The sequence below is a fragment of the Methylotenera oryzisoli genome (genome assembly GCF_004661485.1).
Taxonomy (GTDB): Bacteria; Pseudomonadota; Gammaproteobacteria; order Burkholderiales; family Methylophilaceae; genus Methylotenera; species Methylotenera oryzisoli.
In genome coordinates this window covers 186,062-199,794 of the sequence record NZ_PQVH01000005.1, presented here as the reverse complement: position 1 = coordinate 199,794, position 13,733 = coordinate 186,062, and the positions used below count along the sequence as shown (strand labels likewise).

General features: G+C 47.7%; 14 protein-coding genes. All 14 read left to right on the top strand.

The genetic code is table 11. From position 1 onward, the window contains the following. The 14 genes from C3Y98_RS03195 (at position 1) to C3Y98_RS03130 (ending at position 13,716) form a co-directional block, all read left to right on the top strand. On the top strand, positions 1 to 1,044 hold the full coding sequence (locus C3Y98_RS03195; RefSeq protein ID WP_135276658.1) for a rod shape-determining protein: 1,044 nt from the start codon (positions 1 to 3) through the stop codon (positions 1,042 to 1,044). A 175-nt stretch (positions 1,045 to 1,219) separates the two neighbouring features. Continuing rightward, positions 1,220 to 2,323, top strand: a complete 1,104-nt coding sequence (gene mreC, locus C3Y98_RS03190; protein ID WP_135276657.1) for a rod shape-determining protein MreC — start codon at positions 1,220 to 1,222, stop codon at positions 2,321 to 2,323. Further along, positions 2,310 to 2,789, top strand: a complete 480-nt coding sequence (gene mreD, locus C3Y98_RS03185; protein ID WP_135276656.1) for a rod shape-determining protein MreD — start codon at positions 2,310 to 2,312, stop codon at positions 2,787 to 2,789. Before mreC ends, mreD begins: the two co-directional genes overlap by 14 nt. Before the next feature lie 7 nt (positions 2,790 to 2,796). Next, positions 2,797 to 4,731 carry a penicillin-binding protein 2 gene (mrdA, locus tag C3Y98_RS03180; RefSeq protein ID WP_135276655.1) on the top strand — a complete coding sequence of 645 codons (1,935 nt, stop codon included), beginning with the start codon at positions 2,797 to 2,799 and terminating at the stop codon, positions 4,729 to 4,731. Beyond that, positions 4,724 to 5,818, top strand: coding sequence for a rod shape-determining protein RodA (gene rodA, locus C3Y98_RS03175; RefSeq protein ID WP_135276654.1), 1,095 nt, complete (start codon positions 4,724 to 4,726; stop codon positions 5,816 to 5,818). Before mrdA ends, rodA begins: the two co-directional genes overlap by 8 nt. A 27-nt stretch (positions 5,819 to 5,845) precedes the next feature. Continuing rightward, positions 5,846 to 6,814, top strand: a complete 969-nt coding sequence (locus C3Y98_RS03170; protein WP_135276653.1) for a septal ring lytic transglycosylase RlpA family protein — start codon at positions 5,846 to 5,848, stop codon at positions 6,812 to 6,814. An 18-nt stretch (positions 6,815 to 6,832) separates the two neighbouring features. After that, positions 6,833 to 8,011 carry a D-alanyl-D-alanine carboxypeptidase family protein gene (locus C3Y98_RS03165; protein ID WP_209308731.1) on the top strand — a complete coding sequence of 393 codons (1,179 nt, stop codon included), beginning with the start codon at positions 6,833 to 6,835 and terminating at the stop codon, positions 8,009 to 8,011. Positions 8,012 to 8,022: 11 nt separating this feature from the next. After that, positions 8,023 to 8,304, top strand: coding sequence for an HP0495 family protein (locus C3Y98_RS03160; protein ID WP_135276652.1), 282 nt, complete (start codon positions 8,023 to 8,025; stop codon positions 8,302 to 8,304). 18 nt (positions 8,305 to 8,322) lie between these two features. Further along, a complete protein-coding gene (gene lipB, locus C3Y98_RS03155) occupies positions 8,323 to 8,973 on the top strand; it encodes a lipoyl(octanoyl) transferase LipB (protein ID WP_135276651.1) in 651 nt (216 codons plus the stop codon). Then, entirely contained in the window at positions 8,954 to 9,916 is a 963-nt protein-coding gene (gene lipA, locus C3Y98_RS03150; protein WP_135276650.1) for a lipoyl synthase, read from the top strand. Before lipB ends, lipA begins: the two co-directional genes overlap by 20 nt. A gap of 65 nt (positions 9,917 to 9,981) precedes the next feature. Then, positions 9,982 to 11,292 (top strand): glutamate--cysteine ligase, encoded by a 1,311-nt coding sequence (gene gshA / locus C3Y98_RS03145; protein ID WP_135276649.1) that lies wholly within the window; start codon positions 9,982 to 9,984, stop codon positions 11,290 to 11,292. 11 nt (positions 11,293 to 11,303) lie between these two features. Next, positions 11,304 to 12,239 (top strand): glutathione synthase, encoded by a 936-nt coding sequence (gshB, locus tag C3Y98_RS03140; protein ID WP_135276648.1) that lies wholly within the window; start codon positions 11,304 to 11,306, stop codon positions 12,237 to 12,239. After that, complete coding sequence (locus C3Y98_RS03135; protein WP_135276647.1) at positions 12,240 to 13,343, top strand: FAD:protein FMN transferase; 1,104 nt, start codon at positions 12,240 to 12,242, stop codon at positions 13,341 to 13,343. Then, positions 13,318 to 13,716, top strand: a complete 399-nt coding sequence (locus C3Y98_RS03130) for a NusG domain II-containing protein (RefSeq protein WP_135276646.1) — start codon at positions 13,318 to 13,320, stop codon at positions 13,714 to 13,716. The genes C3Y98_RS03135 and C3Y98_RS03130 overlap by 26 nt, the downstream gene beginning before the upstream one ends. Positions 13,717 to 13,733 lie beyond the last annotated feature (17 nt).

The window sequence follows — 13,733 nt, the reverse complement described above, 5'->3', positions numbered from 1 at the left end:
ATGTTCGGCACTATAAGTAGTTATTTTTCAAACGATCTTGCCATCGATTTAGGTACGGCAAACACCCTTATTTACTCTCGCGGTAAAGGCATCGTGCTAGACGAGCCATCCGTGGTGGCGATTCGTCTAGAAGGTGGCCCTAATGGCAAAAAAATCCTTCTCGCCGTTGGCGCCGAGGCAAAAGGTATGCTCGGCCGAGCACCTGCCAATATTCAAGCCATTCGCCCAATGAAAGACGGCGTGATTGCTGACTTCACCATCACCGAGCAAATGCTCAAATACTTTATTCGCCGCGTACATGATTCACGCTGGTTCGCACCAAGCCCACGCATCATTATTTGCGTACCGGTTGGTTCTACCCAGGTTGAACGCCGCGCAATTAAAGAATCTGCAGAGCGCGCTGGTGCCAAACAAGTATTCTTAATTGAAGAGCCAATGGCTGCGGCCATCGGTGCAGACATGCCAGTGTCTGAAGCAACAGGCTCTATGGTCGTTGATATTGGCGGCGGCACCACTGAAGTAGGCGTTATCTCACTTGGCGGTATCGTATATGCCAAATCAGAACGCGTAGGCGGTGATAAATTTGACCAAGCAATTATTGACTACATTCGCCGTAATTACGGCATGCAAATTTCAGAACCGACTGCTGAAGCGATTAAGAAAAAAATCGGCTCTGCATTCCCTGGCTCTACCGTGCTAGAAATGGAAGTAACCGGCCGCAACCTTGCTGAAGGCTTGCCACGCAAGTTCACCATTTCAAGCAATGAAATTCTTGAAGCCCTAACAGAACCGCTCAATGCCATCGTAGGTGCAGTTAAATCAGCGCTTGAGCAAACACCACCAGAACTCGGTGCAGACATTGCAGAAAAAGGCATGGTACTCACTGGCGGCGGCGCATTGTTACGCGATTTAGACCGTCTGCTGATTGAAGAAACTGGTTTACCAGTGATTGTGGCAGAAGACCCGCTCACCTGCGTGGCACGCGGATGTGGTCGCGCACTGGAAGAAATGGATAGACTAGGCAGCATATTTGCCTACGAGTAATCAATATCTCTAAAACACTAGCCTTGATGCAAGCGGCTTAAAGTAACAACCGCACAGCTCGCCTGCGCTCAAGTCTAATTGTTGATTTACTTGTATTACAACATAGGCCGTATTATTACGGCCTATGTCTTACCTATCTGATAGCATTAAAGTTTGGAACTAGAACGCACTCACAATGGCCGGTTATCATCAAAATCTGGATCAACAGCAAGCCCCAGCTTTTTTTGCGCGCGGCCCTAGCCCACTGGCACGTCTAGCGTTTTTCTCCGCGCTTTCCCTTGCGCTCATGGCGACAGATTCACGCCTGCAGTATTTAGGTAGCGTACGTGAACACTTAATGGTGGTATTACAGCCCTTGCAACTGATTGCAAACGCACCCTCCGTGCTCTACGACTCAACCAGCGAGTACTTTTCTACGCATCATCGCTTACTGAATGAAAATCAGTTTCTGAGGAAACAAGCACTAGTACAGGCCATTTCTCTGCAGAAAATGAAAGCACTCACGCTGGAAAACACTAACCTGCGCGAGCTATTGGCAGCCAATCAATCACTGGAAGAGTTTAGCCAGCTTGGTGAGATTCTGCATGTAGGCCGCGATCCCTTTACCAAGAAAATCATCGTTAATCGCGGCAGCAACCAGCAAGTGGTCGATGGTGCGGCAGTGGTTGATGCCAAAGGTGTGATTGGACAAGTAACACGCACCTACCCGGCAAGCAGTGAAGTCACCCTGATTACAGACAAATCACTCACGATTCCTATCCAGATAGAGCGTAATGGCTTGCGCGCCATTGCCTTTGGCCATGGCCGCGACAACACCTTGGATTTGCCTTTTTTACCTGCAAACGTAGACATCAAACGCGGCGACAAACTGATTACCTCTGGCATTGACGGCGTTTATCCTAAAGGGTTGGCTGTCGCAACCGTGACAGATATTCAAACCAGCGCAGACTCTCCATTTGCAAGAATCGTATGCATCCCTACCGGTGGCATTGAGAATCATAAGCAAGTGTTAATTGTCAGCATCTCGCAGCCTGACAACCCCGCCAGCACTAACGCGGCCACCCAGCAACCGGGCAATGCCGACATCGCAACGAAAGCAGCGGCGCCCACTAAGCCTGATGCGGCCCAGTCACCTGCAAGTAAAGTGCCTGAAAACAAAACACCCGCAGTGCCAGTGCCAGCCACTGAAAATTTAAATCAACATAAAAAACCAGCCAACCCGACACCGGCTGTAGTCACAGAACCTAGCACCACCCACAAGCCTCATGCACAAGACTAAGTTACAAACCATCTACTTTTCACTGCTAGTGGCATTTATATGCGTACTATTGCCTTGGTCTGGCACCGCGCTTAAGTTACGCCCAGACTTTGTGCTATTGGTCATCATCTTCTGGATTCTGCGCGCCCCTAATAAATGCAACATCGGTACCGCGTGGTTTATCGGCTTATGGGTAGATCTGGCAACTGGGGGCGTCTTTGGCCAATATGCACTGGCTTACACCGTCACCACGTTTGTAGCCGTTATCTACCAGCGTCGCCTAGTATTATTTAGCAACACCCAACAGTTGGTATATGTATTGTTATTGCTGATCATTTCACAACTTACCTTGCTCACCGTTAAAATATTTTCCGGTAACGATGTTTTGGGTTGGAGTTACTTCCTGCCCAGCATCACCGGCGTCATCTTGTGGCAGGCAGCCGTTGCGCTTGGCTTAAACACCAGCAGACCTTCCCGTAGCAAGTGATGTAAGTATGGTTGCTGAACTCAAAAACTACATTCATGAGCAATATTACTTTAGGCTACGTCTTGGCGTAGCCGGCTTAATTGTACTCAGCTTATTCACGCTACTCGCGTTCCGCTTTTACTATCTGCAGATTCTGCATTACGACCACTATCAAACGCTGGCAGAAAATAACCGTATTTCGCTGGTGCCTACCATCCCAAACCGTGGTTTGATTTTAGATAAAAACGGCGTTGTGCTTGCGCATAACTTTTTTGTTTATACCTTAGAAATCACACCATCGAAAGTTAAAAATCTCGACAGTACCATTGCCGAACTAGGACAATTGATTGAAGTAAGCTCACAGGATAAAAAACGCTTTAAGAAGTTTAGAGAGCAAAGTCATAGCTTTGAAAGTGCACCAATACGCACTCATCTCAACGAAATTGAAGCCGCCAAATTTGCGGTGAACCACTTCCGTTTTCCAGGTGTTGAGATTAAATCGCGCCTGTTCAGACACTATCCATTGGGTAAACTAGGCTCACACATGGTGGGCTACATTGGACGCATTAACGACAAAGACATTGAGAACCTGAAAAAAGATGGGGTTTACTCCAACTATAAAGGCTCAGATCACATCGGCAAAAGCGGGTTAGAGCAGTTTTATGAACAACAACTGCATGGCGTGACCGGATTTCAGCAAGTTGAAATTGATGCTGACGGCCACGCTGTCAGGGTGCTATCCAGCAATGCGCCGATTCCTGGTGACAATCTGATTTTATCTGCAGACAGCAAACTGCAGGAAATTGCGGAGACGGCATTTGGCGAAAGACGCGGTGCACTAGTCGCCATCAACCCTAAAACGGGTGAAGTGCTCACCTATGTCAGCCAGCCTACGTTCAACCCCAATCTGTTTGTAGATGGCATTGATAGCGAGAACTGGAAATTACTCAACGAGTCTTTAGATAAACCTTTAATCAACCGGCCATTGCGCGGCATTTATCCGCCTGGCTCTACATTCAAGCCGTTTGTGGCACTGGCTGGACTCGAGGCCGGGAAACGCAACCCGCCATTCTCCATTCAGGATGGCGGCTTCTTCACGCTGGCTGGCAGCAGCCACCGCTACCGAGACTGGAAGCCAAGCGGACATGGCATGGTAGACATGCAAAAGGCAATTACCGTGTCTTGTGATACTTTTTTCTATGGTTTAGCCATGGAGCTGGGTATTGAAAGGCTCACATCATTTGTCAGTCACTTTGGGTTTGGCAGAAAATCCGACTTAGACATCAAGGGTGAAATTGGCGGTTTGCTACCGACACCCGAATGGAAAAAGCGCCGCTACAAACAGCCGTGGTACCCCGGTGAAACAGTGATTGTAGGCATTGGTCAAGGCTACACCTTGGTCACACCGCTGCAACTGGCGCAAGCGACTGCTATTTTGGCTAACAACGGCGTCGCAATGAAGCCGCATTTAGTCACTAAAATTCAAAACGGCTTAACCGGCAAGCAAGTGGATATCCAAGCCATCGTGCAAGACCGCGTTGAGCTAAACCCTGAAAATATGGCCATCGTAAAACGCGGGATGGTAGACGTCACGTTGCCAGGAGGTACTGCGGCAAGTGTGGGCGCAAATGCACCTTACTCCATCGCAGCAAAAACTGGTACCGCACAAGTGATTGGCATTAAGCAAAATGAAAAATACAACGAGCATGGCATGAACGAGCGCCATCTTGACCACGCTTTGTTTATTGCATTTGCACCCGCCGAGGACCCCACCATTGCCGTAGCTGTTATTGTAGAAAATGGCCGGCATGGCGGCTCGACAGCGGGGCCGATCGCGAGAAAAGTCATGGACTATTACCTGCTAGGAAAAATGCCAGCCATTGAACCATCGGCAGTAGCGGCCCCTGTGCCGGCAAGTGCCACTGGCACAGCCACCATTACTGAAGAAGAATTACATGATTAGTAAATTATTTCACTTTCTATTCAAGCACTTCGATTCATTTCTAATGGCTTGTCTGTTTTTTGCATTACTACTAAGCCTGTTCGTCTTATATAGCGCATCAGGCCAAGACATTACGCGTATATATGCGCAAGGTTTTAACGTCTTGGCTGCGCTTGGTGCCATGTGGTTAGCGGCAAATATTTCCCCGCTCAATCTGGAGCGTGCAGCACGGCCACTTTACATTCTAGGCATGTTGTTGCTAATTGCTGTTGCGCTATTTGGTACTATTAGCCACGGTGCGCGTAGGTGGTTAAATTTAGGCTTTATGCAAATACAGCCATCAGAGCTAATGCGGATTGCAGTACCAATGATGCTCGCCTGGTATTTTGCCAGCAGGGAGGGTAAGTCCAGCGCCAGTAATTTTGTGATTGGCAGCTTATTGCTGGCTTTTCCTGTGGCACTGATCATGAAGCAACCCGACTTGGGCACATCATTGTTAATCGCCTCCTCCGGTTTCTATGTACTATTTCTTGCTGGTTTAAGCTGGCGCTTCTTATTAGTAGCATCAGCCTCACTGTTGGCATTAATGCCTGTATTTTGGTCGCTACTACATGACTACCAAAGAAAGCGTATTGAAATACTGTTCGACCCTACCCAAGACCCATTAGGGGCGGGCTACCATACGATTCAAGCGATCATTGCGATTGGCTCTGGTGGTAGCGCTGGTAAGGGCTGGCTTAATGGCACACAAACGCAGCTAGACTTTTTACCCGAGCGCACCACCGACTTTATCTTTGCGGTATTCAGCGAAGAGTTCGGCTTTTTGGGCAATATGCTGCTGTTGACTTTATTTAGCCTAATTATCGCGCGCGGCCTAGTGATTGCCTCGCAAGCGCAAAACACATTTTCAAGATTACTAGCAGGCAGTATCACGCTTAACTTTTTCTCGTATGCGTTCGTTAACATGGGCATGGTAAGCGGTATTTTACCGGTAGTTGGTGTACCATTACCCCTCATTAGTTACGGCGGCACCTCGCTGGTGACACTGTATCTGGGGTTTGGTATTTTGATGAGTATCCACACCCATAAAAAACTCGTTGCAACCTAGCTGCTTGCATTACAGAGGAGAGATTTAATGGCTATTTTCCAAAAAAGCATCATCATCTTATGTATGGCGCTATTAACCGCATGCGCCGGTACATCTAATACTAAACCAGAACCAACCAGCGCCAAAAACACTACGACCAAACAACCCAACGGCTCCAGCAAGGGCGGAGGCTATTATCTGGATGATGGCCCTGGTGACAATACAGGGATAGATTTTGACAGCATCCCGGATGCACAGCTTAAAACAGAAAAGCCATTGGTCAGCAGCAACAAGCCTTATCAGGCTTTAGGTCAAAAATATGTGCCGATGACCAGCTATGTACCTTATACAAAACGCGGTATCGCCTCATGGTATGGCAAACGCTACCACGGCAGAAAAACTTCCAGCGGTGAAGTGTACGACATGTATAGCATGTCTGCGGCGCACACCACCTTGCCGATTCCTAGCTTTGTCAAAGTCGTAAATCCGGCCAATGGCAAAGCCGTGGTGGTGCGTGTAAATGACCGCGGCCCATTCAAAAGTGATCGATTAATAGACCTATCCTACGCGGCAGCCCACAAACTGGGTTTAGTCGCCAACGGCAGCGGTATGGTGGAAGTAACAGCGATTGATACCAGCCCGGAAGCTTTAAAAAACACCGCTAATATTACTGTGGCAAAAGCGGAACTAACCAATATTAATCCAACTCCTACACTGGACCAAAGCAACAACATCACAGACAACACATTGAGTTCCACGCCAGCCGTCAGTAACGAGGCTAGGTCCACCAGCTACTACGTACAAGCTGGTGCTTTCAAAAATGAAGCGAACGGAGAGCTATTACAAAAGAAAATTCTTGACCTTGACCTTGCTGGCGATGCCGCTGTGACTAACGTGTATAATAATGGTTTGCATCGCGTTAGATTAGGCCCTTTTGCTAACAAAAAAGAGGCTGACATTCATGCAAACAAAGTACGTAATCAACTCAATATTTCCGCAATTGTTACCAATCAGTAAATCTACACATTGAATCTCATGCATATCATCAAAAAACACGTTTTAACTCGTATTATCAGCGCATCCTTACTAGCAACCAGCCTAGTTGCCACAACTTTCACTAACTTGGCTCATGCCGGTGCTGCTCAAATTGCACCACCACCAAGCTTGGCGGTTAAAGCATATTTACTTAAAGACTTTAACAACGGCTACGTGATCGCACAAAACAATGCCAGCATGCGCGTGGAGCCAGCTTCACTCACCAAAATCATGACTGCATATTTGGCATTTAAAGCCGTTAAAAATGGTCATCTACAACTCAACCAAACTTTGCCAGTCAGTGAGCATGCGTGGAAAACAGAAGGCTCAAAAATGTTTATTGAGCCTAACAAACCGGCAACGGTTGATGAACTACTACACGGCATGATTATCGTGTCAGGTAATGATGCGTCGATTACACTTGCGGAAGGCATTGCAAGCTCTGAGCCATTGTTTGCACAAATGATGAACAAAGAGGCAGAGCGCCTAGGCATGAAGAACACTCACTACATGAACGCTACCGGCCTGCCAGACCCACAGCACTACACGACTGCTGAAGACTTAGCGACTTTGGCGATCGCTCTGATTCGCGACTTCCCGGAAGAGTACAAACGTTTATACTCTGTGAAAGAGTACGCCTACAACAACATCAAACAGCCTAATCGTAACCGTTTGTTATGGCTAGATCCTAATGTCGATGGCATGAAAACCGGCCATACTGAATCTGCTGGTTATTGCTTAATTTCAACGGCAAAGCGCGACAATACACGCTACATCTCTGTCATACTCGGTGCGCCAACCGATACAGCGCGTGCGACCGAAAGTCAAAAATTATTAAACTACGGCTTTCAGTTCTTTGACTCAACCCTGGTGTACAAACAAAACAAACCTGTGAGCAAACTTAAAGTTTGGAAAGGGGATGTAAATGAAATTAACTCCACCACGGCCAATGACCTTTACCTGACATTACCTAAAGGTGAATATGCCAACGTAAAAGCGATTGCTTCAAGCACACAGCCGCTAATCGCGCCTATCAAAAAAGGCCAAGTGATTGGACAAGTTAAATTTGTATTAAATGGCAGAACCATTAGCGAGCGTGCATTGGTAGCGGACAGATCAGTTGCCGCTGCCGGCTTGTTCGGCCGCGCTTGGGACTCTATTAAACTACTGATGCAGTAGGTGTGATAACGATGACCGATATTGACCCACAAACCACACCGCCACTTATCGAGTTTCCATGCCGCTTTCCCATTAAAGTGATGGGGGAAACGCAGGAAATATTCTCTACGACGATTATTGGCCTGATTCAAACCATCGTGCCCAGCTTTAATGCTGAGCATGTAGAGATGCGCGCGAGCACTAACGGCAAATATATCAGCCTGACCTGCTCAGTGGATGTGGTTTCACAAGCACAGCTTGATGATGTTTATCGCTTATTAACTGCGCATCCTTTAGTGAAATATACGCTTTAAGATACGCATCACCTTGCGATGCTAGCCAATATTATCGTTAGAAATTTAGGCATCACCTCATTTGAAGCTACATGCGAGGCGATGCAACAGTTCACCGCAGCGCGCACTGCCGATTCTGCCGATGAAATATGGCTCACAGAGCACACGCCAGTTTACTCAGTAGGACTTAATCGTAAGCAGATCATGCCGCCATCGCGGCATGATATTGCCGTAGTAAATACTGACCGTGGCGGTAAAATCACCTATCACGGGCCAGGACAAGTCATCGTTTACGTATTACTAGACTTATCTAGGCGTCATCTTAATATACGCAGTTTAGTCAGCCTGCTAGAACATACAGTGATAGAATTACTGGCGCAATACCATGTAAGCGCAGTGGCAAAACCCGATGCGCCCGGTGTTTATGTAAGTATAGCGAACGCGCCAGAAGCAAAAATTGCATCATTAGGCTTACGTGTTAAGAACAACTGCTGTTATCACGGCCTAAGCCTGAATATAGATATGGATTTAAGCCCATTTAACGCGATTGATCCTTGCGGCTACAAAGGGCTGGCAGTGACACAAACCAAAGATCTCGGCATTCATGCCAATATACAAACCATTGGTGAGCAACTTGTAACGATGCTTGCCAGCAAACTAGAGCCTTTGTATGACCAACGTAATCCCTAACAGAACACCTAAAGTTGCTGGTGTAAAAGAAATTGATGCGGCAAAAACGTCGCGCATCCCCATTAAAATCATTCCGCAGCCAGTCCAACGCAAGCCTGACTGGATACGCATGAAAGTGCCTGATGGAGAGCGTTATCAGGAAATCAAACGTGTACTGCGTGAAAATAATCTACATACCGTATGCGAAGAGGCCAGCTGCCCCAATATCGGCGAGTGCTTTAGCGGCGGCACTGCCACCTTTATGATTTTGGGCGACATTTGCACGCGGCGCTGCCCATTTTGCGATGTAGCCCACGGCAAGCCGCTGCCACCAGACCCAAATGAACCTGAAAATCTGGCAAAAACCATTGCACAGATGCGCTTAAATTATGTGGTGATTACCAGTGTAGATCGTGACGACCTACTAGATGGCGGCGCCCAGCATTTTGTCGACTGTATTCAGGCAGTACGTACACACTCACCCAATATCCGTATTGAAATCTTGGTACCCGACTTTCGTGGCCGCTTAGATGTAGCAATGGAAATCCTGCGTAAAGCACCGCCTGATGTAATGAACCATAACCTGGAAACTATCCCTAGACTGTATAAACAGGCTAGACCTGGCTCTGACTACCAAAACTCATTAAACTTATTAAAAGTATTTGGTGAAATGTACCCGCATGTGCCGACCAAATCGGGCCTGATGTTAGGCTTGGGCGAAACAGATGAGGAAATTTTGGCGGTGATGCAAGATTTGCGCGCACACAATGTCAGCATGCTTACGCTGGGGCAATATCTACAGCCGAGCGTGCATCATTTGCCGGTGATGCGCTACGTGGAACCGCAAACTTTTGAAACTTTAAAGCAAAAAGCTGACATGATGGGCTTTAATAATACAGCCAGTGGCCCCATGGTAAGAAGTAGCTATCATGCTGACGCTCAGGCCCATCAGGTAATCACTTAACGATGGAGCTCTGGTATCGGTGATGACCTCTAAATAACCGCGTTAAAGTTTTAAAAAAGGAAAATATGGTTCCGCATTTAACAACAGCACTCAATGGCCCACTGTTATCTCTAGAAAAAAGCATGCTCAATGCCATGCCCAAGATTGAGCATTGGTTTCGCACACAATGGCTAGATCATGCAGCGCCATTTTATGCATCTGTTGATTTACGTAACGCCGGCTTTAAATTAGCTCCGGTTGATACCAATTTATTCCCCGGCGGCTTTAACAACCTTAATCCGGACTTTTTACATTTAAGCGTGCAGGCTGCAATGGTCGCCGTTGAAAAAATCTGTCCGGAAGCCAGCCGCCTACTCATCATTCCTGAAAACCACACCCGCAACACTTATTATCTGCGCAATGTAGTGGAGCTCGCCAATATATTAAAACAAGCAGGGATGAATGTAAGAATTGGCTCTATCTCCCCAGAAATCACCGAACCCACATTGCTGGAAACACATGACGGCCAGCCACTATTGCTAGAGCCTGTGGTACGCGAAGGCAATCGCCTAAAATTGGCAGCCGCTAAAATAGGCGACACCGCTCTAAGTGAATTTGATAGCTGTGCAGTTCTGCTTAACAACGATCTATCGGGCGGCATTCCAGACATTCTGCAAGACTTAGAACAAAATCTAATCCCGCCGCTCTATGCAGGTTGGAGCACACGCAGAAAATCACAACATTTTGCTGCCTATAATCGGGTGGCGCGTGAGTTTTCTGACCTGCTAGGCATTGATGAATGGCTGCTGAACCCGTATTTTGAAACTTGTGGTGAAATTGACTTTAACGCCAGAACCGGTGAGGACTGCCTTGCAGCCAAAGTAGAGTCATTGCTTGAAAAAATTAAACTCAAATACGCAGAATATGGTGTGACACAAGAACCGTTTGTGATTGTGAAAGCCAATGCCGGCACTTATGGCATGGGCATTATGACCGTAAAATCGCCAGATGATGTGCGCGGCCTTAATCGCAAAGCACGCAACAAAATGTCTGTGATTAAAGAGGGCCTGGAAGTCACAGAGGTGATTATCCAAGAAGGTGTTTACACCTTCGAGAGCATTAACGATGCAGTTGCCGAGCCAGTCGTCTATATGATGGATCACTATGTCATTGGCGGCTTCTACCGTGTGCACACAGGCAGAGGGGTGGACGAGAACCTGAACGCACCCGGCTCACACTTTGTACCGTTAGCGTTTGAGAAGCCCTGCACCTTACCCGACTGTGCAGGCGCACCAGATGCCACTCCTAACCGTTTTTATGCGTATGGCGTTGTAGCGCGTTTAGCTCTATTGGCGGCCGCCATCGAGTTACAAGAACAAGACCCACTTAACCAATAAAGCCTGCCCCTATGAAATTAGTCTTTATTCTGGACCCGCTCGCAAGCTTAAAAAGCTATAAGGATACTAGCCTTGCCATTATGCGCGAGGCCAGCCTACGCGGACATGAACTATTCGTGAGTTTGCAGCACGACCTCTTCCTGCGTGGTGCACAGGCAAGAATTAACGTACAGCAGTTTAAGTTTACGGGCCAAAGTTATGTGGCTTCAGAAAAGGTGGAGTTCGCACCCAGTGAGTTTGATGCCATTATCATGCGCAAAGACCCACCTTTTGATAACGAATATCTTTACAGTACCTACCTGCTTGAAATAGCAGCCCAGCAAGGGGCACATGTATTCAACAACCCTAGTGCGATTCGTGGCTGGAATGAAAAACTCTCGGTGACGCGCTTTCCGCAGTTTGCACCAGAATTCTTGGTCACAGCAAATCAAGCATTAATCCGTGAGTTTCTTGTCACGCATGCAGATATTGTGGTTAAACCTTTAGATGGCATGGGCGGCAGCAGTATTTTTCGCCTGACATTACAAGACCCCAATATCAGCGTGATACTAGAAACCATTACCCAGTTTGGCACGCAAACCGTGATGGCACAACGTTACCTGCCAGCGATTGTGCAAGGTGATAAGCGCATTATTGTCATTGATGGTGAGCCATTGCCTTATGCACTGGCACGGATTCCGATGGCGGGGGAGACGCGCGGCAATTTAGCGGCAGGCGGCACTGGCGTTACACAACCGCTCACGGACCGTGACTGTGAAATTGCGACCACCGTTGGTCAAGTGTTAAAACAAGCAGGTTTGTTCTTGGTCGGCTTAGACGTGATTGGAGAGCATCTCACCGAAATCAACGTCACCAGCCCCACGGGGATGGTGGAAATTGCCAACCAAACTGACTGTAATCCTGCTAGCATCTTTATCAATGCGTTAGAGCAACGACAGCAAAAATAAATGCGTAAAGGATTGAAACCCCTATTGATTGTAGCAGCATGCTGCCTGGCAATATGGGGATACATTGCTTACAAGCAACCCGCGCTCTACCACAGCCAAAGCTACGTATTCGGTACGCTGGTTGATATCAGTATCTATGGCGAACCTGAAGAACGCGCCAAAGCACTGACCAATCATATCCTGCAAGACTTTCAGCACCTGCATGTGCAGTTACACGCATGGCAACCTTCAACAGATAATTCAGCCAACGAACTAGGCACCCTCAACGCCGCCTTCGCCTCCGGCGAAGAGCCCATACACATCAGCCCGCGCATGGCCGAGATTTTGCGCGACGCAACCAAGTTATCGCAGCAGTCTAATGGCTTATTCAACCCAAGTATCGGCCATTTAATTGGCACGTGGGGCTTTCAGCGTGATGAATTTAGTGCGGTGCATATAGATAAAGCGCATATAAGCAACCTAGTTAAGGCTAATCCGCGCATGTCGGATATCGTCATTAAAAATAATACTGCCTACAGCAAAAATCCGAATGTAAAACTGGATTTAGGCGGCTATGCCAAAGGTTATGCGTTAGATCAGGCTGCCGACTACTTACGCAAGCAACGGGTGCACAATGCCCTCATCAACATCGGTGGCAATATCATCGCACTGGGTCAGCATGGAGATACACCCTGGCGCGTAGGTATACAGCACCCACGTAAACCCGCAGCGATTGCCACACTGGAGTTGGCAGACGGTTGGGCAATTGGCACCTCTGGTGATTATCAACGCTATTTCATGTTAGATGGTAAACGCTATTGCCACATCATTGACCCGCACACAGGCTACCCAGTACAGCACACACAGGCGGTTACCGTGTTGATTCCGCCGCAAGCAGTGCATAGTACACAAGCTGGCACGTTATCTGACGTTGCATCCAAGCCGATTTTTATTGAACCATTGGCACAAAAATCAACCATCGCAGCCTCTCTGGGTATTCAACACTACATGGTGATCGATCAAGCCGCTCAGGCATTTGTTACTCCAGAACTGCAAACCAAGCTCACCTGGCTAGACGCAGACTTTAAGAAGCACTTGCATGTCCAAGCTACTGCACAACATTAAAACCAAAACTCGTTTCATGCGAATTGGTGATTGGTGCGTAGTCACCACTGGCATTGTTCTGGTGGTGGTATTATTTCAACAGTTATGGTCACACGAGGGGGCAACCCGTGTACAGATTCGGCTAGGTGACACCATATATGGCACATATAGCCTCAACCAGCAACGAGACATTCAGGTTGACGGCGCCATCGGCCCCGCTACCGTCAGCATCATGAATGGTAAAGCGAGATTCTCCAAATCACCATGCCATAATCAATACTGCGTACACCAAGGCTGGCTATCACGCTCAGGGCAGGCCGCGCTATGCCTACCTAACCAACTCAGTTTAGAACTGATTGGTGAAGCAAAACACTATGACTCGCTCAACTATTAGCACTGACATTACACGGC

Excerpts from the sequence above, each read along its gene's own strand:
- mreD (WP_135276656.1), top strand. The coding sequence starts at position 2,310 with ATGCACAAGACTAAGTTACAAACCATCTACTTTTCACTGCTAGTGGCA.
- C3Y98_RS03135 (WP_135276647.1), top strand. The coding sequence starts at position 12,240 with ATGCGTAAAGGATTGAAACCCCTATTGATTGTAGCAGCATGCTGCCTG.
- lipA (WP_135276650.1), top strand. The coding sequence starts at position 8,954 with ATGACCAACGTAATCCCTAACAGAACACCTAAAGTTGCTGGTGTAAAA.
- lipB (WP_135276651.1), top strand. The coding sequence starts at position 8,323 with ATGCTAGCCAATATTATCGTTAGAAATTTAGGCATCACCTCATTTGAA.
- C3Y98_RS03160 (WP_135276652.1), top strand. The coding sequence starts at position 8,023 with ATGACCGATATTGACCCACAAACCACACCGCCACTTATCGAGTTTCCA.
- C3Y98_RS03195 (WP_135276658.1), top strand. The coding sequence starts at position 1 with ATGTTCGGCACTATAAGTAGTTATTTTTCAAACGATCTTGCCATCGAT.
- C3Y98_RS03170 (WP_135276653.1), top strand. The coding sequence starts at position 5,846 with ATGGCTATTTTCCAAAAAAGCATCATCATCTTATGTATGGCGCTATTA.
- mreC (WP_135276657.1), top strand. The coding sequence starts at position 1,220 with ATGGCCGGTTATCATCAAAATCTGGATCAACAGCAAGCCCCAGCTTTT.
- gshB (WP_135276648.1), top strand. The coding sequence starts at position 11,304 with ATGAAATTAGTCTTTATTCTGGACCCGCTCGCAAGCTTAAAAAGCTAT.
- gshA (WP_135276649.1), top strand. The coding sequence starts at position 9,982 with ATGGTTCCGCATTTAACAACAGCACTCAATGGCCCACTGTTATCTCTA.
- mrdA (WP_135276655.1), top strand. The coding sequence starts at position 2,797 with ATGGTTGCTGAACTCAAAAACTACATTCATGAGCAATATTACTTTAGG.
- rodA (WP_135276654.1), top strand. The coding sequence starts at position 4,724 with ATGATTAGTAAATTATTTCACTTTCTATTCAAGCACTTCGATTCATTT.
- C3Y98_RS03165 (WP_209308731.1), top strand. The coding sequence starts at position 6,833 with ATGCATATCATCAAAAAACACGTTTTAACTCGTATTATCAGCGCATCC.
- C3Y98_RS03130 (WP_135276646.1), top strand. The coding sequence starts at position 13,318 with ATGTCCAAGCTACTGCACAACATTAAAACCAAAACTCGTTTCATGCGA.